Origin of the sequence: Pseudomonas sp. SBT1-2 (assembly GCF_028640875.1) — a bacterium.
Lineage (GTDB): Bacteria > Pseudomonadota > Gammaproteobacteria > Pseudomonadales > Pseudomonadaceae > Aquipseudomonas > Aquipseudomonas chlororaphis_I.
Map to the genome: position 1 here is coordinate 44910 of NZ_JAQZAA010000046.1, position 19930 is coordinate 64839.

The 19930-nt window shown below is 61.5% G+C and carries 22 protein-coding genes and 2 tRNA genes; 14 read left to right on the forward strand and 10 right to left on the reverse strand.

The window, feature by feature from the left end:
- The first annotated feature begins 55 nt into the window (after positions 1–55).
- Positions 56–484 carry an N-acetyltransferase gene (locus tag PVZ78_RS04940; RefSeq protein ID WP_009049369.1) on the forward strand — a complete coding sequence of 143 codons (429 nt, stop codon included), beginning with the start codon at positions 56–58 and terminating at the stop codon, positions 482–484.
- Positions 485–587: 103 nt separating this feature from the next.
- Here PVZ78_RS04940 and PVZ78_RS04945 read toward each other — a convergent pair whose 3' ends face one another.
- Together PVZ78_RS04945 and PVZ78_RS04950 are read right to left on the reverse strand one after the other, a co-directional pair.
- Positions 588–974 carry a DUF5329 domain-containing protein gene (locus PVZ78_RS04945; RefSeq protein ID WP_273828304.1) on the reverse strand — a complete coding sequence of 129 codons (387 nt, stop codon included), beginning with the start codon at positions 972–974 and terminating at the stop codon, positions 588–590.
- Positions 975–1042: 68 nt separating this feature from the next.
- On the reverse strand, positions 1043–1240 hold the full coding sequence (locus tag PVZ78_RS04950) for a hypothetical protein (RefSeq protein WP_223815592.1): 198 nt from the start codon (positions 1238–1240) through the stop codon (positions 1043–1045).
- 348 nt (positions 1241–1588) lie between these two features.
- On the opposite strand from PVZ78_RS04950, the gene PVZ78_RS04955 reads away from it, so the two are divergent.
- Positions 1589–1981, forward strand: a complete 393-nt coding sequence (locus PVZ78_RS04955; protein ID WP_038632891.1) for a hypothetical protein — start codon at positions 1589–1591, stop codon at positions 1979–1981.
- A 315-nt stretch (positions 1982–2296) separates the two neighbouring features.
- On the opposite strand, the gene PVZ78_RS04960 is transcribed toward PVZ78_RS04955, so the two are convergent.
- The 3 genes from PVZ78_RS04960 to PVZ78_RS04970 all read right to left on the reverse strand — a co-directional run bounded on the left by PVZ78_RS04960 (position 2297) and on the right by PVZ78_RS04970 (position 3172).
- Entirely contained in the window at positions 2297–2446 is a 150-nt protein-coding gene (locus tag PVZ78_RS04960; protein WP_007921689.1) for a hypothetical protein, read from the reverse strand.
- Positions 2447–2639: 193 nt separating this feature from the next.
- Entirely contained in the window at positions 2640–2876 is a 237-nt protein-coding gene (locus PVZ78_RS04965; RefSeq protein ID WP_009049373.1) for a YceK/YidQ family lipoprotein, read from the reverse strand.
- A 209-nt stretch (positions 2877–3085) separates the two neighbouring features.
- Positions 3086–3172, reverse strand: a tRNA-Leu gene (locus PVZ78_RS04970).
- Between the two features lie 1516 nt (positions 3173–4688).
- On the opposite strand from PVZ78_RS04970, the gene PVZ78_RS04975 reads away from it, so the two are divergent.
- The 3 genes from PVZ78_RS04975 (at position 4689) to PVZ78_RS04985 (ending at position 7677) form a co-directional block, all read left to right on the forward strand.
- Positions 4689–4979 (forward strand): hypothetical protein, encoded by a 291-nt coding sequence (locus PVZ78_RS04975; RefSeq protein ID WP_016703893.1) that lies wholly within the window; start codon positions 4689–4691, stop codon positions 4977–4979.
- Between the two features lie 846 nt (positions 4980–5825).
- Complete coding sequence (locus PVZ78_RS04980; RefSeq protein ID WP_039968057.1) at positions 5826–6548, forward strand: fimbrial biogenesis chaperone; 723 nt, start codon at positions 5826–5828, stop codon at positions 6546–6548.
- 202 nt (positions 6549–6750) lie between these two features.
- Positions 6751–7677, forward strand: coding sequence for a fimbrial protein (locus tag PVZ78_RS04985; RefSeq protein WP_273828305.1), 927 nt, complete (start codon positions 6751–6753; stop codon positions 7675–7677).
- A gap of 301 nt (positions 7678–7978) precedes the next feature.
- Here PVZ78_RS04985 and PVZ78_RS04990 read toward each other — a convergent pair.
- Positions 7979–8052 (reverse strand) — tRNA-Cys (locus PVZ78_RS04990).
- Between the two features lie 452 nt (positions 8053–8504).
- Here PVZ78_RS04990 and PVZ78_RS04995 point away from each other — a divergent pair.
- On the forward strand, positions 8505–9479 hold the full coding sequence (locus tag PVZ78_RS04995) for a quinone oxidoreductase family protein (RefSeq protein WP_009049422.1): 975 nt from the start codon (positions 8505–8507) through the stop codon (positions 9477–9479).
- A gap of 46 nt (positions 9480–9525) precedes the next feature.
- A complete protein-coding gene (locus PVZ78_RS05000; protein ID WP_273828306.1) occupies positions 9526–10464 on the forward strand; it encodes a LysR family transcriptional regulator in 939 nt (312 codons plus the stop codon).
- Between the two features lie 6 nt (positions 10465–10470).
- Here PVZ78_RS05000 and PVZ78_RS05005 read toward each other — a convergent pair whose 3' ends face one another.
- A complete protein-coding gene (locus tag PVZ78_RS05005; RefSeq protein ID WP_273828307.1) occupies positions 10471–11364 on the reverse strand; it encodes a LysR family transcriptional regulator in 894 nt (297 codons plus the stop codon).
- An 85-nt stretch (positions 11365–11449) separates the two neighbouring features.
- Between PVZ78_RS05005 and PVZ78_RS05010 the strand changes: the two genes are divergently transcribed.
- Positions 11450–12226, forward strand: a complete 777-nt coding sequence (locus PVZ78_RS05010) for an NAD(P)H-dependent oxidoreductase (RefSeq protein WP_009049425.1) — start codon at positions 11450–11452, stop codon at positions 12224–12226.
- Positions 12227–12285: 59 nt separating this feature from the next.
- On the opposite strand, the gene PVZ78_RS05015 is transcribed toward PVZ78_RS05010, so the two are convergent.
- Together PVZ78_RS05015 and PVZ78_RS05020 are read right to left on the reverse strand one after the other, a co-directional pair.
- Positions 12286–13065: an SDR family oxidoreductase gene (locus PVZ78_RS05015; RefSeq protein WP_028682446.1), complete on the reverse strand. Its 780-nt coding sequence runs from the start codon at positions 13063–13065 to the stop codon at positions 12286–12288.
- 35 nt (positions 13066–13100) lie between these two features.
- On the reverse strand, positions 13101–13496 hold the full coding sequence (locus PVZ78_RS05020) for a GlcG/HbpS family heme-binding protein (protein WP_009049427.1): 396 nt from the start codon (positions 13494–13496) through the stop codon (positions 13101–13103).
- A gap of 94 nt (positions 13497–13590) precedes the next feature.
- On the opposite strand from PVZ78_RS05020, the gene PVZ78_RS05025 reads away from it, so the two are divergent.
- Positions 13591–14514 (forward strand): LysR family transcriptional regulator, encoded by a 924-nt coding sequence (locus tag PVZ78_RS05025; RefSeq protein ID WP_041990214.1) that lies wholly within the window; start codon positions 13591–13593, stop codon positions 14512–14514.
- A 19-nt stretch (positions 14515–14533) separates the two neighbouring features.
- Here PVZ78_RS05025 and PVZ78_RS05030 read toward each other — a convergent pair whose 3' ends face one another.
- A complete protein-coding gene (locus PVZ78_RS05030; RefSeq protein ID WP_223815595.1) occupies positions 14534–15094 on the reverse strand; it encodes a TetR/AcrR family transcriptional regulator in 561 nt (186 codons plus the stop codon).
- Between the two features lie 276 nt (positions 15095–15370).
- Here PVZ78_RS05030 and PVZ78_RS05035 point away from each other — a divergent pair, with 276 nt between their 5' ends.
- Genes PVZ78_RS05035 through PVZ78_RS05055 form a run of 5 tightly spaced genes read left to right on the forward strand, consistent with a single transcriptional unit; the run spans position 15371 to position 19887 of the window.
- Positions 15371–16399: a class 1 isoprenoid biosynthesis enzyme gene (locus PVZ78_RS05035; RefSeq protein ID WP_038633114.1), complete on the forward strand. Its 1029-nt coding sequence runs from the start codon at positions 15371–15373 to the stop codon at positions 16397–16399.
- 29 nt (positions 16400–16428) lie between these two features.
- Complete coding sequence (locus tag PVZ78_RS05040) at positions 16429–17373, forward strand: DMT family transporter (RefSeq protein WP_273828308.1); 945 nt, start codon at positions 16429–16431, stop codon at positions 17371–17373.
- A complete protein-coding gene (locus PVZ78_RS05045) occupies positions 17370–18158 on the forward strand; it encodes a glutathione S-transferase family protein (protein WP_053269264.1) in 789 nt (262 codons plus the stop codon). Before PVZ78_RS05040 ends, PVZ78_RS05045 begins: the two co-directional genes overlap by 4 nt.
- The gene (locus tag PVZ78_RS05050; RefSeq protein WP_273828309.1) at positions 18148–18591 is read left to right on the forward strand and encodes an acyl-CoA thioesterase; all 444 of its coding nucleotides are present in this window, start codon (positions 18148–18150) and stop codon (positions 18589–18591) included. Before PVZ78_RS05045 ends, PVZ78_RS05050 begins: the two co-directional genes overlap by 11 nt.
- A 12-nt stretch (positions 18592–18603) precedes the next feature.
- Positions 18604–19887, forward strand: coding sequence for a cation:proton antiporter (locus PVZ78_RS05055; protein ID WP_273828310.1), 1284 nt, complete (start codon positions 18604–18606; stop codon positions 19885–19887).
- Positions 19888–19930 lie beyond the last annotated feature (43 nt).

The following is a 19930-nucleotide window of genomic DNA, read 5'->3' on the forward strand; positions in this document are numbered from 1 at the left end:
CTGGCCAGCGTCTGCTTCTAGCCTGCAACCCGTTGTCAGGAGAAGCGGAAGAGAAATGATCAGAAGATTTGAACAGCAAGATATGGATGCCGTGCTGGACATCTGGCTGCAGGCTTCGCTGAAAGCCCACGATTTTATCGATGCCTCATTCTGGCAGTCGCAAGTCGACAACATGCGCAACCTGTACCTCCCGACGTCAGAGACCTATGTCTTCGAGCGACAATCCAAAGTGCGGGGTTTCTATTCACTGCACGACGAGCAACTGGCCGCCCTCTTTGTTGCACCTGAATTCCAGGCCAAGGGGATTGGCAAGCAACTGCTCGCCCATGCCAGGGCACAGCGTCCCGTGTTGAGCCTGGCGGTATACAAGGACAATACGGCCAGCTGCGGCTTTTACCTGGCACAAGGCTTTGTCGTGACCCACGAGCAGACGGATGAACATACGGGGCAGCAGGAATACCTTATGAGCAGCGCCCCGCTCTGATCCATGTAGCCCGTCACGGTATATCCAGCCCTGGCCTTTTACTGCCCTCCAAAAACCAAAAAGCCCAGCGTACGAGCTGGGCTTTGCCTGGCCAAAAACTGAATCAATGAGGCTGGCGTTGCCTCTGCAACTCTGCCTTTAACCAGCTGCTTGCCGGTTGCGATCCAGCAGCGCAACGCACTTCATAAACCTTGCCACTCATGCTGCTTTTAGTGGCGGCAAGATCGATAAAGTCCTCCGCGCTGCTCACCATGTTCTTGCCCTCGAGGTAATTCAGTTTTTTCTCCAGGTGCTGCCGTGCTTGGGGGGCTGGATACTCGGCGCCATTACGCACGAACTGGCATTGGCTGTGCTCGACAAAGTCCAACAAGCCCTTTATCTCCTGGGCTGCCTGAGGCGTCGTTTGCGCCTGCGCGTTAGTCGCCATTGCCAAGACGGCGATACCCGCCGCCATCAACCATCGAGCCTGTTCACCGGTAAAAATTCGCATCATTCGTCCTTGTCTTGAAACTGAGCACTGTTGTCGGATCGGCCGAGCATTACCCGGCGCCAGGTCGGTCAAACTTCGATAGGGAAAGCCGGCTGAACGCCCTGTTGCGCATCCGCGCTTTCTATAGCGGCCTCAAGTCTGGCCAGGAAGGCTGGATTCAATTTGGCGTCAAGCAGATTGACCTGCTCTACCGCCCTCTTCTGCTCAATCATCTTGGCAAGTTCTGCATAAGACAGTTTGGGTGCCGGGTTTTGAATAATAATCACTGAAACGCTTCCTTGGTTCATCCGTCCAGCCCACCAGAGGCTTGGCGGCAAGTGTATCCGCTGTTCCGCACTGATCCAAACTCGCCCGGCCTGCACTTGGACGCTTGCATCCACTCCCTGCTTTGTCGATACCTGGCGCCTCCGGGCCTCGAATGCCGCGTCGAGCGCAGCCTTGAGCGTTGCCGCCTCAGCCCTTCTTTGCCACGCATGCCTGCCCATGCCCAGGCCCGGCAGCGCTTCTGCCCCGTCATAGACCAATGGTGCCGCCAGTCGTCGTCGCAGCGTTGACGCCCCATCCCTTAAGGCGCGCAATGGCCCCCTAAAAATGATCGCCTGGGGCCTTTCCAGATGGCAAAGATCATAGTGCTGGCCGGTGACTTCCCCCAGGGTGACGCGGAGTATCTGCGCGGAACCATCACGCTCAAAACCGCCAATAAGCCGCTGATAGGGAAAAGTTTTCTCGTTTCCGAGTTCAAGGACCTGGTCGTCGAAAATACCGACTCGAACAAGAACATTAAGAGCGCCATAGGCCTTGGAATGGTTGGCGCGATGTTTCTGGGGCCTGTGGGTGCCGTCGCCGGCTATCTTCTGGCGGGCCACAATACCGAGGTGACATTTCTGGCCACCTTGAAGGATGGTCAGACACTGCTTGCTGCAACCGATAACGAGACCTACCAAGACATCTCGGCGCGCTTCAACAGAAAAAACTCACCTGAAAAACGCGATAAAACCGAGACTTGACGCCCGATATCGCGGGATGTTGCAGGCCGTGACGGGGTGAACGTAGCACTGTGGTGTCCCCCTGTTCACCCGGTACTCATTGACCGTCATATCGAAGATCAAGCATCCAGAATGCCTTGCAGATTGCTGCGTTTTACCCGCCAGCAGCCCCCTCTCGTTCAGCCTTCTCCGCAGCCGGCAACTATCGACGCAGCCTGGATGGAGGATTGAGCGCAGCGCGATTTGCGCCCGAATGGAAAAGCAACAAGGCTGACCGGATTAGCCATTCACAGTCAGCCTTGTCGTTGGGACAGCTTCAACCCAGGAAACGGCAAATCACCATTGGCCCGAGAAGATGCAGGTCAGTGCTTCGATACCGCTGAACTTCCACAGCGAGTCGTTACAGTCTCTGGCGAATGCATGGGCGTTCGAGGCGGTGAGGGCCAGGACCACGGCGGAGGCGTAGACGATTTTCTTGAATGACATGGTGAATCTCCTTTTTCGTATCGGCACTTTCTTGTAAGAGCCACCCCGACGAGGATGGTCGTGCGCACTATAAGCCTGGCCTCGGTAGCAGACGATTAGGGCTGGTGTGCTAATGGCGAATACGCATCACCCAAGGCCGCGGGCGAGTTGCACAGGGCTTACACCCCCCTCTGCGAATGAACGCCAAGCCAGATCAGAAGTTGCAGTTGTATTGATACTCGAAGGGGAAGAACACCGTATCGACCACCAGGGAAAACGGCGCGTCGATCAGTAAAAAGGGAATCAGCTTTCCATGGGAGGTGCCTACCAACCACCAGTCCAGGCGCACGCCCTTGTAGGGGCAAGGGTGGTCGTAGTCCATGCGCATCGCCACCGCGGCGCAGCCGCTCAAGCAACTGATCAGCAGTAACAGAATCACTTTCCGAAACACGTAATGTCCTTATTACATCCATCTGCGGAGCGGCGTAGACGTCTCTGCAATACGCCCATCACCACTTCCCAGTGGTGATGAAAGAGAAATACCTCCGCCAGCAGAAAGGCAGCCTCTCAACCGCGTAAATCGCAGAGCGGATTTGAATGTGCGAACCGGAAACGAACAAGGGTTTGCATCAGCTTTCGCCAGCAAACCCTTGAGATAGATGGTGCCCGAAGCCGGAATCGAACCGGCACGCCCTTACGAGCGGGGGATTTTAAGTCCCATGCGTCTACCAGTTTCGCCATTCGGGCGGTAGCGCGGTGTTGCAATCTGAAAGGCTTGAATTGCTTGAGCCGTTTCAGCGCCTTGCGGCAAGGGGGTGAAATATATACATCCCATACCCTTGAAGCAAGTTCGTTGGCGTCAAATTCAAGACTGGATGTCGAGTACGGCCAAAAACAAAAAGGCGCCGTAAATCATCGATCTACAGCGCTATTTTTATAAGTGGGAGCAACTGCCAGAACCGAACCGGTGCAGATGGCGCCGCATTCCACTGATAAAACCAGATATTTCAATAGGTTACCACAGCAAAAACGGCGTAACCATCTGATTTTAAAAGGCTTGTAGCTGGGCGAACAGGCGAAGACAGATTTGCCCAGCCAGTGTAGGGATCGTGACGCCACTAACCCCATGGGCCAGCGAAGTCGAAGAGGCAGGCCAAAGGCCAAACTGCGAAGGCGCGATCAGCTAAACGCGAGGACAATAAAGAGACAGAGCCGCATCGCTCTTCCGGACTTTTCAACGAGGGATTATTCAAAGGTGCCACAAGATCACCAGGCGTAATGCCTGATAAATTGGCGCCCACCCTGACCAGCTGTTGGCCGTTCAGCATTCCATCGTAAACACACCTGGCCGGGCAAGCGCGACCACTCTATCCAGAGCGGTCGCGCATGTCTCGAAGACAATTCTGAAGAAACCTGAACGGCTTGAAGAAGCCTGGACGATAGTAGGCCGCCACCTGTGCCGTGGCGACGCCACCAGGCGAGAACGACTTGGTCAAGGGTGCCATGACGAAGCGGTTGTGCCTTGAGCACCCTGGTCGTGCTGGAAGGCTGCCTGGTGATCGGACGGGCCAGCGTATAGACAGAAGCATTCGAGGCGGGGCTGGCGATGCTGCTTATCCAACTCGGCGAACAGAGAGCGGCACTTTCCTTAACCACCAAGCCAGTCTCTTGAACAGGCAGCGATAGCGAGGCGGTGGATGGGACTCCATTGACTCGCACATGCGGCAGGAACCGTTGGCCAGGGCAAGACGGATCAGCCGCATGACCTTAGCGCTTTAAAACACAGCTGGAAGATGTGCCCAAGCGCAACGAGTGACCGCCGCCTCGGCGAGCAAGCGCATGTCATCTGTCAGGTTCGATAGCCAGACCTTCGCGCCGTTGGAGCACCTTTACCCCAGATTGAAAATCTCGATGCAGAACCCACATGAGCGAACATTGATAAAACAGCAAAAACAATTGACTCTGACACTAACTCTACCACTCGTCGGAACCGTCACTTCATAAAGGTGGAGGTACCTTGCTTTTACCTGTTTACAGGCTTGACTGTATTCCTATCTATGATCGAAGGAGGAAACGAAACATATCAGCTCAAGAAACTGACACAACTCTTGACACCGATATCAATCGCCTTTGCCATCAATACTCCACGACATCTTCAATGAGTTAACCTAACTACTGTTTTCTCGTAGCAGTGGCAAGTCTGCAATTTGATTTTGAATAGGGAGCCAACTCATGGAATGCACAATCAAAAAGGAATATGAACATGAGCATCACAGTCACAAACGGAGCAAGCGCAGTAGTTAACGTGGCAATCAGCACATGGGAGAAAGACGGCAGTGACGCTTACTACCCATTAGAGCAAGGCAGCGGTGACACCTGGAAACGTAGTGACCCAAGGGGTTACTTGATGGCCATACAGGATAAATCCCAAACAACTGAATACTACGTCTCCTGCAACAGTGCAATTGTCATCGAAGACAACCTCGTAAAGGATCACGGCCGAACTCTTAACCCAGTCGCTGCGGCCGGGAAGAAAAAAGTGGCAAATGCGTAATACCTAGCAGTAAGCGCATATATAAAATGGCCAGTATCGTACAAGATGCTGGCCATTTCCGTAGGAAAAAATCAAACCACTCATCCGACTAGCGACCACCAGACGCCCTCATATTTAGTTGAGTTCTTATGTCTCAATACACCTAGACAAAAGCACTTCACTACTTGTCTCTGCAAACTTCTTTGCGATAACGCCTGATACGCAACAAAGCAATCAGTCCTTGATCACCATCGTCAGTAATTCTGATAGTTCGTTGAACATCCGGCCGGACACGCCAGGTGCGTGCAGCCCTATGAATCACTCCACTGACGCCGGAGACAGTAGGTACATTGGTGCAACGGGTTGGACCTACTCATCACGGGAAGACGGATAAGGGATTGCGCATTTTGCTGGAGATAACAGGCAACAAAATAGCCCCGATGAACTCACCCAGGAGATTTCTGGGAGGACAAAGCACCACGGAACCCAGCCCCCATTAAAAGCGGTGGAACACCGGCTTCCCTCCAGCCAATAAAAAGCCCGCACCTTTGCGGCGTCACACAGGGTCGCTTCTCCAGGCTTATGTTCGGTCGAAAATGCCAGCTTCAGAGGGTTCGTTGAATATGACGTGCTGTAGAAGGCTCCGGCAAAGTCACCACGACTTTGCACTGGTATCCCAGTGCCCCTGGATAGGACCAGTAGCACTTTAAGAATCGCCTGATACCTGGAGAAATCCAACGCCACTAGTATGCCCGGGCACTTAGTCAGGACATGCGGCGAAAGTCCCACAAGCAGTCGCACGGTTTTCTGAACACTCCACGAAGAAGAGGCGCCTTGATGTCTCTTTCAGTTGTCTCGAGAAACTTCATGAAAAAGCACCTTGCCGTAAGTGCGGCGCTTGCCGGATTTCTGTCGTTGTTTGCCATGCCCTCCCATGCTGGCATCTCATTGGGTGTAAACCGAGTGGTACTGGTTGCGCCGAAGAAGGAAGCTTCCGTTCTAATGCTGAACGATGAATCGACCCCCTTCATGGTCCAGTCCTGGATCGAGCCCTTCAGTGCTAGCACCGATCAGGACGTCCCCTTTGCCCTTACCCCTCCCCTGAAACGCCTGAACGGGAACGCACGCCAGCAGTTGCGTGTTCTGTATCAGGGCGCGGGGCTTCCGGCGGACAGGGAGTCGGTGTTCTGGTTGAGCGTGCAGGAAGTCCCCCAGAAGTCGCAGGATGAAAACATCCTGCAGATTGCCGTGCGCCAGCGCATCAAGTTGTTCTACCGGCCCGCCGACTTGCCAGGCGACGTTGGCCAGGCCCCATCCAGGTTGAAGTGGCGCATGGTGCCCAAGGATGGCAAGCCGGGCCTGGAAGTGAGGAATGACTCAGCGTTTCACATCTCTTTCGGCACGGTGAACCTCAAGAGCGGTTCGAACGACTATCCGATTCCCGTGGCAATGCTACCCCCCTATTCAAGCCAGTCATTCGCGATCGAGGGAGCTTCTTCCCTGGCTCCAGCCGGAGCAACAAAGATCGAGTTCGAAAGCATCAACGACGATGGATTAGCGGTACAGCACTCAAGCAACATTTCCAGCTGAGCCTAGTTAAAGACCAGGACGCTTTGTTTGTCGCTTAACCCAGCGCCTTGTTATCGGCTGAATATCACTTATTAGTGACGTACACACTTCGCTAACGATCTGCAGCCAACAAAAGAATCATTTCCGAACGAATGGAGCCAAGGGTGCGTGAGAACGATTCACCCACGAACCACACTCAAGGTCGATCAGAGAGAAACAGGCAATGAAGACCACAGCAGAAAGAATTTTCAGCGCAATATTTATCGTGCCGCAACTGTGCGTAATAACATTCACGGCCCTCGCCGTGTCACCGACCGCGAAGGCGGATGTAACAGCATTCGGGCAAGAGCTTTCGATTCCGAAGAACACAGCCAACGGCACCATAGTGGCTCGACATTACATCACTCCGCAGCAGCTATGCGGCGGATCGAGCTGCAAAATCACCCAAGTTATCGCCTACCCGGATGGCGGCGGGTCCCCCACAAACTCAACAGTACTCACCACGAATGTCTCGGGCATATCGACTCGTTTGTTGATCAATGGAAGAGCCTACGGAACTTCATATCCAGAGCAAACGTTCACGCGGCCAATCGAAGTACAGTTACTTGGCGACGGTCGGGAAAATAAAGGCGGCTCCCTTGCGGGCGTCCACTCCTCACCGTATTACTACCAGCTCAGAGCAGTAGAGAACTTCGATTTTCGAATCTACCTGAAGGGCACTATCACCCCTATCGACGGTACCTGCTCGGTGCCGAGCCAGACGGTAAAGCTACCCAAGACCTTGCTGCAACGCCTGGAGCGCATCGGCTCGACAGCCGGCACCCAGAGTTTCCAGATACAGGTCAACAACTGCCCCAAGGGCTATAACCGGATTGGCTATACCCTTGACCCGGTTGGCGGCGTGATTGCGAACTCGCCAGGGGTGTTACCGCTTGCTGGCGGTTCAACCGCGAGCGGCATAAAGATCCGGGTCGAAAACGCCCAGGGCGCTCCAGCAACCATGGGGAGTTCGATAACGGTCGATGGATACAGCAAGGCGGCAGGTGGCTCGTTTGTCATTCCGATGCAGGCGTCCTACATCAGAACCGACACAGTCGCCACACCGGGAACGGTAAACGGTGCGATGACCGTGTTTATGGATTACCGGTAACCCTTCCCCCTCACTATTCTGCTGGCCTCCTTCGAACCAACGACAGGAGGCTTCGCCAGTCGAGCACATGCCTGGCTAGCCAATGCCGGTTTCGAGGCAGACTTTGAGGGGCTTCCAAAAGCCCATCGGGTGGACCTGGAACGGCAGGTCGCCATAAGGCTTTTCACTGCATAAATGAAAGTTGGCCTGCGGCCATATCGGCTGCTAATCGCGGCACAGGCATCGCCCCTTGCGCTTCAAGCCCACTTTCTTCCAGCCAATAAAAAACCCCGTAGATCATTGATCTACGGGGTTTTCAGTTTGGAGGCCGAGGTCGGAATCGAACCGGCGTAGGCGGATTTGCAATCCGCTGCATAACCATTTTGCTACTCGGCCAAACTTTCGATGCCTTACAACCGCATCAAAGGTATACAACTCTAAGCTGGAAGCCTGAACTTAATCTACCTTCCAACCCTTTGAATTCTAAGGGGTTTTTCGCGTTCCTGAATCAGGAATGGACGCAATTCTGGACTTGTTCGCAGGGCATGTCAAGAACGGAAGTGAAATAATTCAATGCTTTAGCACCAGTCTTTACTTCAGGCCGCGACAGGCCCGGTTGTCCCGTTCTCCGCTAATCCTCATCGGGCCCGAGGATACTTTCCAGCCTCGCCATCCTTTCCCTGTCCCTTCTGAATCCACAAAACATCGGTGAACCTGCCGCGGGCGACTTCCGAAGGCCCTCAACTACTGCATTTGATGCAGCAGTCAAATGCAAACGGCCTGATTGTTGACCCCGCAGCACGACCCTATCCTCATGTTCCCATCCCAAGTTTCCAAGGAGATTGAGCATGGTCACCCGCATACAGCTTCACCAAGTCGGCGCCCCCCAGGTCCTGCAGTTCGAGCAGGTGCCAGCCCAGGCACCCGGTGCTGGCGAGGTCTGGCTGGAGCAGACGGCCATCGGCGTCAATCCGCTGGACCTCAGCCAGCGCAGCGGCGCCGTGCCGGTTGCCCTGCCCTGCGGGCTCGGGCTGGAAGGCGCGGGGCTGGTCAAGGCGATCGGTCCCGGGGTCACCCAGGTCCAGGTGGGCGACCGCGTCGCCTATGCCACCGGGCCCCTCGGCGCCTATGCCAGCGCCCGCCTGTACCCCGCCGAGCGCCTGGTCAAGCTGCCGCCGCAGCTGGGCTCGGACGCCGCCGCGGCGCTGCTGTTCAAGGGCATCACCTCCCAGTACCTGCTCAAGTCCACCTACCCCGTCGGGCCTGGCACCCGGGTGCTGATCTATGGCGCAGCCGGGGCTCTTGGGCAATTGATGGTGCCTTGGGCCAAGCATCTGGGGGCCACAGTGATTGGCGTGGTGTCCAAGGCGCAAAGCGTCGAGCGGGCCCGGGCCGCCGGCTGCGACGAAGTGCTGGTGTTCGATGCCGCGACCCTCGCCCAACAGGTCGTCGAGATTACCCAAGGACACAAGGTCGATGTGGTGTACGACCCGATCGGCCGGGTGTCCTTCGAAGCCTCCCTCGACAGCCTGCGCCCGCGCGGCCTGCTGGTGTCCTTCGGCGCGACGTCAGGTGCTCCGGACGCGGTGCAGGTCGGCACGCTCAACGCCAAAGGTTCACTGTTCCTCACCCGCCCGTCCCTCGCCGCCCACACCGCCAGTGCCAGCGAGTACCAGGCGCGCGCCGCCGATGTGCTGGACGCCTTCGCCGCGGGTATCATCCAGCCGCGGATCTGGCAGCGTTATCCCCTGGCCGAGGTGGCCCAGGCCCACGCCGATCTGCACGACGGACGCGCGCAAGGAGCCATCGTATTGATACCTTGAGGCCGTTTCCTTCCCTTCTGGCCGCATAGTGAGGCACCCCAGGCACATGGATCTGTTCGACAGTCGACAGGCCGATGAACTCGCCACCCTGATGGCGCTCTTCGAGCACGGTTCTTTCGCCGCCGCCGGCCGCGCCTTGCAGCGCCACCCTTCGGTGCTGTCCAAGCGCCTGGCGGCCCTGGAAAGCCGCCTGGGCATTCGCCTGGTGCAGCGCACCACCCGGCAATTGCGCTTCACCGACGAAGGCGCGCGCCTGGTCGAACGCCTGCGGCAGGCGGCGAGCCTGATCAGCGAAGCCGAACACGAAGCTTCCCAGGGCGCCGCGCAGATCCGCGGGCGCCTGCGCCTGGCCCTGCCGGCCGCCATGGGCCGGCGCTGGCTCAGCCCGATCCTCGCCGAGTTCGCCCTGGCCCATCCCGGGGTGGTGCTGGAGACCGAGTATTCGGACCGCTTCGTCGACATTGTCGGTGAGGGTTTCGACGCGGCGATCCGCATCGGCGAGCTGGCCGACAGCCAACTGGTGGCCCGCAAGCTCTGTGCGCACCGGCGCATCCTCTGCGCCGCACCCGCCTATCTGCAACGCCATGGCGAACCGCAGGTGCCTGCCGACCTTGCCAGCCACAACTGCCTGGGCTTTACCGGCCTGCGCTCCTACCCCGACTGGCGCCTGACCCGCCAGGGCCAGCTGGAAACCGTGCGCATCCACGGCACCCTGCACAGCAATGACAACGAGGCGCTGTTGTCCGCCGCCCGGGCCGGCGTCGGCATCCTCGCCGGCGGCGACTGGCTGATGCACCAGGACCTGGAGTCCGGGCACCTGGTCCGGGTGCTGCCGCAGTGGCAGCTGGACAGCGACTCGGGAATCTACCTGCTGCGCCCCTCCGCGCGCTTCAGCAGCGCCACCACCCAGGCCTTCAAGCAGTGGATCGAGGCGTTTTTTGCCCAGGGCGCGCCGTGGGAAACGCCGGCCAGGGACGAGGCGTAGCAGCGTTCACAGCGAAGCGACGATGAACTCCCGCAGCCATTGGTGGGCCGGGTCGCGGTGGCAGCGCTCGTGCCAGAGCATGGCCATTTCATAACCCGGGACTTCCAGCGGCGGCTCGACCACCTTCAGCGCCGGGTTGTCGCGCACCAGGCGCGCCGGCAGCATCGCCACCAGATCGGTGCTCGCCAGCGCCGAGAGGACAAACAGAAAGTGCGGCACCGACAGCACCACCCGGCGGGTCAGGCCCACCTCGCCCAGCGCACTGTCGGTGACGCCATGAAAACCGCCGCCATCGGGCGACACCACAACGTGCTCCAGCTTGCCGAACTGCGCCAGGCTCGGGCGCCGTTGCAGGCGTGGATGGCCCGCACGCCCCACCAGCACATAACGTTCGCTGAACAGCACGCGACGCCGCAGCCTAGGCGGCGAATCCTCGCTGGTATGCAGGGCCAGGTCGATGATGCCCTGCTCGGCCTGCCGGACCAGCCGTCCGGGCTCCAGTTCGAGCACCGCCAGCCGGGTGCCGGGCGCCGCCGCGCGCAAGCCGGCCAACGCCGGGAGGATCACCGTCGACTCGCCGTAGTCGGACGCCGACACGCTCCAGGTATTGGCCGCCGCGCCCGGGTCGAACGGGCTGGCCGGCGACACCGCCAGCTCCAGTGCCTCCAGCGCCCGGCGCAACGGCTCGCGCAATTCGTCGGCCCTGGCGGTGGGCCGCATGCCCCGCGGCCCCGGCAGCAACAACGGGTCGCCGAAGATCTCCCGCAGCTTGGCCAAATGCACGCTGACCGAGGGTTGCGACAGGTTCAGGCGTTGCGCCGCGCGGGTCACGTTGTGCTCCGCGAGCAGCACATCCAGGGTCAGCAGCAGGTTGATGTCCAAGCGCCTGAAATTATTCACGACAATACCTGGGATATTGGATATTCATTTCCAATATACCTGGCGACGACCGATCCTGCTGTCTCCCGACATTGGAGACCCTGTGATGAATGTACTGCTGGTGTATGCCCACCCCGAACCCCGCTCCTTGAACGGCTCGCTCAAGGACTTCACGATCAAGCGCCTGGAGGCCGCCGGCCACGCGGTCCAGGTCTCGGACCTGTATGCGATGAACTGGAAGGCGCCGCTGGATGCCGACGACAGCCTGGGCCGGCCGGACAACAGCCGCTTCGATCCGTCCCTGGACTCCAAGCGCGCGTTCGAAGAAGGCCTGCAATCGGCGGACATCGCCCGCGAGCAGGAAAAACTGCTCTGGGCCGACACCGTGCTGCTGCAGTTTCCCCTGTGGTGGTTCTCCATGCCGGCGATTCTCAAGGGCTGGGTGGAACGGGTCTACGCCTACGGTTTCGCCTATGGCGTGGGCGAGCATTCGGACGCGCGCTGGGGCGATCGCTACGGCGAAGGCACCCTGGCCGGCAAGCGGGCGATGCTGATCGTCAGCGCCGGCGGCTGGGAATCCCACTATGGCCCGCGGGGCATCAACGGGCCGATGGACGACCTGCTGTTCCCGATCCACCACGGCATCCTCTATTACCCCGGCTTCGACGTGCTGCCGCCGTTCGTGGTCTACCGCACCGGGCGCATCGACGAGGCGCGTTTCGCGGCGATCTGCGACCAGCTCGGACAGCGCCTCGACCAACTGCAACAGACCGCACCCATCGCCTTCCGCCCACAGAACGCCGGTGCCTACCGGATCCCCGAACTCACCCTGCACCCGGAGATCGCCGCCGACCAGCAAGGCTTCGCCGCCCACCTGATGTAGGTAGTGAGCTCACTGCCATACGCGTACCGGCCGGCTGTCGAGATGCAGGGCCGACTCACCTACGACTGCTGGCGCGTCCAGGCATCCTGCTGGTCCTGCTTGACGATGTCGACGAAGTGCGCCGGCAGCAGGTTGCGGAACGGCCCGCCGTCGCCCTCTACCACCTCGACCATTTTCGCCACCATTTCCTCGGGGTCGTATTGCTCGAAGGGGAACTTCAGCCCGGAGTGATCGGTGAAGTGCTTCTGCGGGTCGTACCAGCTTTTCCAGGTCTCCATCATCCGGTCGTTGAAGCCGGTGGAATAGGGCCCGGGGTTGATGGTCGCGACCTGGACGCCGAACTCCGCCAGCTCCATGTGCAGGGCCTCGGCGATGGATTCCAGGGCGTGCTTGGAGGCGCAGTAGGCGCCGGTGAAGGGCCCGGTGAGCAGGCCGGCGATCGACGAGACGAAGACGATCTTGCCCTTGCGCCGCTCGACCATCTGCCGCACGAAGCCCTGGGTCAGCTCCAGGTTGGCGAACACGTTGGTCTCGAACTGGGAACGCAGGATATCCACCGGGATTTCCGCGATGGCGCCGGTCTCGGCATCGCCGGCGTTGTTCAGCAGCACGTCGATCTCCCATTGCCAGGCATAGGCCCGGTCGCGGGCCGAGGTGATGTCGAGCTTCTCCACCCGCAGTTTGAGGTCGAGGCTGGCGGCGAGTTCGCGCAGTTCGGTGACCTGCGGGGTGATCTGCACCCCGGCGATCACTTCATGCCCGTTGGCAGCCAGGCGCAGCGCCACCGCGCGACCAAAGCCCGAACCGGCGCCAGTGACCAGAATACGTTTTTTGCTCATTGTGGGTTCTCCAGGAAAATGTCGCAGGCCAGGGCTCAGAGGCAAGCCCGGGCGATGATTTCGTCTTCAACCGCGGTGCCACCGGAGACGCCGATGGCGCCCAGGCAGCGCCCCGCCTGATCGACGATGGGCAGGCCGCCGGCAAAGCTGGTCAAGCCGCCATTACTCTGCTCGATCGACCACAACGACTGCCCCGGCCCGGACAAGGCGCCGAGTTCGGCGCTGGCGGTACGAAACAGCGCCGAAGTCCGGGCCTTGCGCTGGGCCAGGTCGATCGCCCCCGGCACGGCGTCGTCCATGCGCACGAACGCCAGCAGGTTGCTGCCCGAATCGACGATGGCGATGCACACCGACAGCTGCATCTGCATGGCTTTGGCGATGCCCTTGTCGAGCATCTGTCGGGCGGGTTTGAGGGTGACGGGCCAGTGCATGGCAGGACTCCTTTGCGGTTGAAAAGAGTCTATGAAGCTCGTAGCTTTAAGAGAATCCGCATTCTCCCTACAACACTATTAAGTATTCCTAACAATGAGCCGACGCGATCCACTGGCCGGGCTGCACCTCTTCATGGCGGTGGTCGAGACCGGCAACTTCACCCGCGCCGCCGCCGTGCTGGGCGTGACCCCGGCGGCCGTGAGCCTGGCCATCACCCAGCTGGAAAGCGAACTGCAGACCAGGCTGTTCCACCGCACCACCCGCGGCGTCAGCCTGACGGAAAGCGGCCAGCGTTTTCACGAAGGCAGCGAAGCCGGCTACCGCAGCCTGCTGCAGGCCCGGGACGAGTTGGGGGAAACCCAGGGCGAGCCGTCGGGGCATCTGCGCATCAGTGCCTTGCACATGGCCAAGCACCTGATCGTCGCCCCGCTGCTCGAGGACTTCTTCCAGCGCTACCCCAGGGTCACCCTGGAAATACGCTACGAAGATCAGTTGGTGGACATCGTCAAGGAGCAGCTCGACGCCGGCATCCGCCTGGCCGACGCCCTGCACCCGGGCATGCACGCGGTGCAGATCACCCCGCCGCTGCAATGCGCACTGGTGGCCAGCCCGCGGTACCTGGCGCGCCACCCGGCGCCGCGCAGCATCAACGAGCTGCACCAGCATTCCTGTGTCCGTTTTCGTTTTCCCAGCAGCGGGCAGATGCACAAATGGCAGCTGCACGACGGCCAGCACGAGGTGAAGCTGGATGTGCCCGGGCGCTTCATCAGCACCGACACCCAGGCGGTGATCGAAGCCGCCCGCGCCGGCGTCGGTATTGCCCATGTGTTCATTCGCGAACGGATCGCCGCCGACCTCGCCAGCGGCCAGCTGGTGGAAGTCCTGCCCGGCACCTGCCAGCCGCTGCCGGCCATGTGGCTGTACTACGCCAACCGCCGGCACGTCCCACCCAAGCTGCGCGCCCTGATCGAGGTGTTGCGGGACTGGAAGCAGTCGCTCGGGCGCGACAGCCGGTAAAACGGCCCCGAGGTAAGGACTAGGCCCGCGCCCGGACGCTCGGCACCAGCAGCCGCACCAGGGAATCGGCAGTCGTGCGCAAACGTTCCGGTTCCTGGTAGATGCGTTCCATCACCGCCAGCCCGCGGGTGAAGGTGACCATGACCTGCGCCACTTCATCCGGCGCCAGGGCCAGGTCGCCCTGGATCGGCTCGGCCGACAACGCGGTGCTGATGGTCAGTTGCAGGGCGTCCAACAGGTCGCGCAAGCGTTGCTGGATGCGTGGGCCGATGGTGTCGGCGTCGGTGGCTGTCTTGGTGGTCAGGCAGCCTTTGGCTGGCGTGCCGCTGGTCATGTTGCTGATCGCCACCTGGAAAAATTGCCGCAGCGCGGTCTCGGCGTCCGCGGCCTCGAGGGCCTTGGCGGCGTTGCCCAAAAAGCGCGTGGCGTAGGCTTCGAACGCCAGCAGGAACAACGCCTCCTTACCGCCATAGGCGTGGTACAGCGAGCCGCGCTGGACCTCGGCCGCCTCGGCCAGGTCGGCCATGGAGGTGGACTGCCAGCCCTTGCGCCAGAACACATCAAGGACCGCCGACAACACTTTTTCTTCGTCAAACTGCCTGACACCCGCCATAAAAATCACTGCTCACATAATTGTTGACAACCTTGTCAAAGATACCAACACTGCGATCTTTGACACACCTGTCAATAATAGCCGATAGGTGCTGTGCGGTAAGCATGCTTGATGTACTGGTCCACGACTTTCGTTCCGCGCAACGCAAGGAAGTCGGCTTCAACTGCGCAGTCACGCCCGCTGACAGCGGTCGTGGGCGCGAGCGGTTTTCTCTTTTTACGTCAGGAAAAAGGAGTCTTCGAAATGGTTTCGAACAGTCGTATCCAGTATGGCTACATCAATGTCATCGAGCCCGCCGAGCACAAGGGCGAGCTCACCCGCGACAAGGTCGAGCGCTTCACCGAGGGGTTCACCAAACCCGCCCTGCTGCGCAAACTCGCGCCCATCGGCGAGGAGTTCGCGCAACGATCGTTCTTCGATCAGGTCGGCTCGGGGAAAAACCTGCAATGGCGGGTCAAGTCCGGCGACCAGCCGGTGTCGATGCGCGACGAGAACGGCGCCTCGGACTACAACTACGTCACCGGCCGCGTCGGCACCGGGCAGGAATTCCTCGACGACATCTTCACCCACAACCTCGACGTCTACTCGCACCTGGGCACGATTTCCTCGAGCTACAACGACCCCTACGAGTGGGGCAAGGACGCCTTCAACCTGGTCAAGCAACACGTCTTCAGCAAACCCTGGTTCAGTATCGACGCCTGGAAAGTCACCGGCCACATGTTCCTCGGCTACAGCACCCAGGAATACGGCGAGCCGGCCCGCGGCGCGGTGGGCAGCGACTGGCACATTTTCCCCACCCTCAACATCTTCGTGATGATCGCCGGCACCAAGAAGTGGAGCACCCGTCCGCCCCAGCTGGGCGACCAGTTCCGCGACTACGACCTGATGTTCGAAACCAGCAGCGGCCGCGAAGCGCCAGGCGGCGATTACGAGGCCGACACCGTCTATGTCGAGCCGGGCGACGTGCTGATCAACCCGCCCTTCGAATGGCACAAGGTGCTCAATGCCCGCGGCCTGAGCATCGGCGCGGCGTTCCGGGTGATCGACATCGACTACCTGGACAAGCTGGAGAACCGCCGCAACCTGGACCTATCCAAGGTTGCCCATGACAACGGCAGCTTCGCCGAGACCGAGGAGCTGGCGCACTTCCTCACCAGCCTCAACTACGCCTCGCGCCACATCAACCGGGCGCAGATGCTGCTCAACGACCTCGAGTACGCCTACCTGCGCAAGCGCGGCAACGCCGGCTCGGTGAAGATCGGCCACCGCTAGCCCCCAGGCGCCGCAGCGAGGACCCGCTCATGACGCTCACCGTCAGTCCCGAACAGCGTTGGGCCGGCATTCTGTGCGGCCTCGCCGCGGCCTTGATCTGGGGCGCGTTCCCGGTGGTCACCCGGCTGGGGCTGACCCGCACGCCGCTGGATGCCTACGACATCACCTGCATCCGCTACGGCGTTTCCGGGCTGATCCTGTTGCCGTACCTGCTCCGCCATGGCCGCCGGGGCCTGAGCTGGACAAGCATCGGCCTGATGGTCGTCGGCATCGGCGCGCCGTACATGCTGGTAGTGGCCCAGGGGCTGGCCCTGGCCCCGGTGGAACTGTTCGCGGTGGTGACCCCCGGCAGCATGATCCTGTTGTCGATCCTGCTCAGCGCGCGGCTGTTCGGCACCCGCCTCGGCGCCCGGGCGAACGCCGGCACCGCGCTGATCATCGGCGGCGTGCTGCTGGCCGGCTGGCACAGTTTCGCCGGGGCCCAGGCCTCGCCCTACGCCTACCTGATGTTCCTGCTCGGCGGCCTGTTGTGGGCGATCTACACCCTGGTGTCGAAATGGTCCGGCAGCGACGCGCTGCACGCCACGGCGATCGTCTCGGTGTGCTCGATGGTCCTGTACCTGCCGGCCTACCTGGCCAGCCGCGGACTGCGGATCCTCCAGGCGCCGCTCTGGGATATCGGCATCCAGGTGGTCTACCAGGGCCTGCTGGTGTCGACGGTGGCGTTGTTCTTCTACAGCCGCTCGGTCCAGCTGCTCGGCGCTTCACTCGGCTCCACCTTCGCCGCGCTGGTGCCGGGCACGGCCATGGTGCTGGCCGCCCTGTTGCTCGGTGAGCGCGCCAACAGCACTGCCATCGCCGGCTTGCTGGTGGTGACCGCCGGCATGCTCCTGACCCTGCTGCCGCAACGCCCGCGCCCGCTGCCGGGCGCCATCGGCCAGCCGACACCCAGGCCACCAGGGCCCACGCCATGAGCGACCTGCATGAGCGGTGCGCAACCACTGTCCATAGCAAAGGAAAACCAAGCATGAGCAGCGCATCCCTGACCCTCTACGAACTGGCCGGCGCCGACCCGGAGCTGCGCTTCAGCCCGCACTGCTGGAAAACCCGCATGGCCCTGGCCCACAAAGGCCTGGAAAGCCAGCGCATCGCCTGGCGCTTCAGCGACAAGGCGCGCATCGCCTTTTCCCGGCAGGGCGCGGTCCCGGTGCTGGTGGACGGCGACCAGAACATCAGCGACTCCTGGCGCATCGCCCTGCACCTGGAGCAGCGTTACCCCGAGCGCCCGTCCCTGTTCGGCGGTCGCGATGCCATGGCGCTGTCGAGTTTCGTCAACCGTTGGGCCGACAGCATGCTGCTGCCCGCCGTGGCCCGGGTGATCCTGCTGGATGTCTACGAACAACTGGCCGACGAGGACCGGGAGTATTTCCGCAGCTCCCGGGAAGCGCATTTCGGCACCTCGCTGGAACAGCTGGTGGCCCCGCAAGCCAGGCACCTGGAGCAGTTGCGCCAGGTCCTGACCCCGCTTCGCCAGACCCTCAAGGGCCAGCCCTTCCTGGCCGGCGAGGCCCCGGCCTATGCCGACTATTGTGTGTTCGGCATGTTCATGTGGGCGCGCTGCACCAGTAGTGAAGAGCTGCTGGCACCCAACGACGCCCTGCATGCCTGGCGCGAACGCCTGCTGGACGCCTTTGGCGGGCTGGCGCGCGCGGCGACCCTGGCCACCCCTCTCGCGACTGGAGCACGCCATGTCCAATGACCCCGCCCTGCACGACTTCGCCGTCCGTTCCTCGGACAAGATCCGCTATGCCGACACCGACCGCCAGGGCCATGTGAACAACGCGGTGTTCGCCACCTTCCTGGAAACCGGGCGGGTGGAGATCATCTACGACCCGCACGCACCGCTCGCCGAGCCCGGCAGCGAATTTGTCATCGCGCGCCTGGAACTCGACCTGCGCGCCGAACTGCGCTGGCCCGGCACGGTGCAGATCGGCACCCGGGTCGCCACCCTCGGCAAAAGCTCGATGACCCTGGAGCAGGCGCTGTTCCAGGACGGACGCTGCGCGGCCCTGGCCACCACGGTGATCGTGCAGATCGATGCCCAGAGCCGGCGCTCGAAACCCTTTGGCGAAGAGGCACGGCGCCGCTTGAGCGCCCTGACCACGGCCGCGGATTCGTTCGCGGTGAAATAGGCGGAGGACGCCATGTCGACGCTACAGCAACTGTTCTCGGCCCTGCCGTTTTTCCAGCTGGCGGTGATCATCGTCGCCAGCCAGCTGTGTGGCGCGCTGCTGGCCCGCTGGGGGCAGTCGCGGGTGATCGGCGAAATCTGCGTGGGCATCCTGCTCGGCCCCTGCCTGCTGCTGGCCCTCGGCGCGCAGTGGCATGCGGCGGTCTTCCCGGCGGCCATCCGCCTGGGCATCGAGACCCTGGGCAATATCGGCCTGGTCCTGCTGATGTTCCAGATCGGCCTGCGTTTCGACAACAGTCACTTGAGCAACCAGAAGATCGGTTTCAGCGCCCTCTCGGTGGCCGCCGGCGGGGTGATCCTGGCCTTCGCCCTCGGGGCCATGGTCGGGCTGCTCTCCCACGGCGCCCTGGCGCCCGCCCAGCCCCGGCTCGGCTACGTGCTGTTCTGTGGCATCGCGCTGTCGATCACCGCCCTGCCGGTGCTGGTGCGAATCATCAGCGACCTGGGGCTGGAGCACTCGCTGGCCGGGACGGTGGGCATCGCGGCGGCCGCCATCACCGACATCATTGGCTGGGTGCTGCTGACCCTCATCATCGCGCTGTCCAGCAGCGACAGCTCGCTGTTCGGGGTGTTGCGCCAGCTGGCCTTTATCGCCCTGTTCCTCGTCCTCGCCCGCTGGGGCCTGCGCCCGCTGCTGCACGCCCTGACACGGCTGCTCGCGACCCGCGGCGCGACCCCCGCCGCCGACATGAGCATGGCGCTGATGCTGGCGACCGCCCTGCTGTGCGGCTGGATCACCACCCTGATCGGCCTGCACAGCGCCCTGGGCGGGCTGATCGCCGGCTGGCTGCTGCGCGAGCAGCGCCAGCACTGGCACCGCCATATGGAAGGCTTCGTCAACATCGGGCTGGTGCCCTTCTACTTCGCCGCCACCGGACTGAAGATGGACCTCGGCGCCCTGGCACCGCTCGACAGCTGGCTGTGGCTGCTGGCCTTCTTCGCCGCCGCGGTGCTGGGCAAAACCGCCGGCTGCTACCTCGCCGGACGCCTGGCCGGCCTGTCCGTGGAGGTCTCGCGCAGCGTCGCGGTGTTGATGAACACCCGTGGCCTGATCGAGATCATCGTGCTCTCCGTGGGCCTGGACATGGGGCTGATCTCCCAGAGCGCGTTCTTCCTGTTGCTGATGGTGGCCATCGCCACCACCCTGATGACCACCCCGCTGCTCCGGCGCCTGGCCAGGACCGAGGTCCTTCCATCCGCCCTGGCGAAAGGCGGGCTGCAGACTTCCGATCGGTAACCATCGAGCGACCGGGAAGGCCGGAAAAACCCGGGAGCTACAC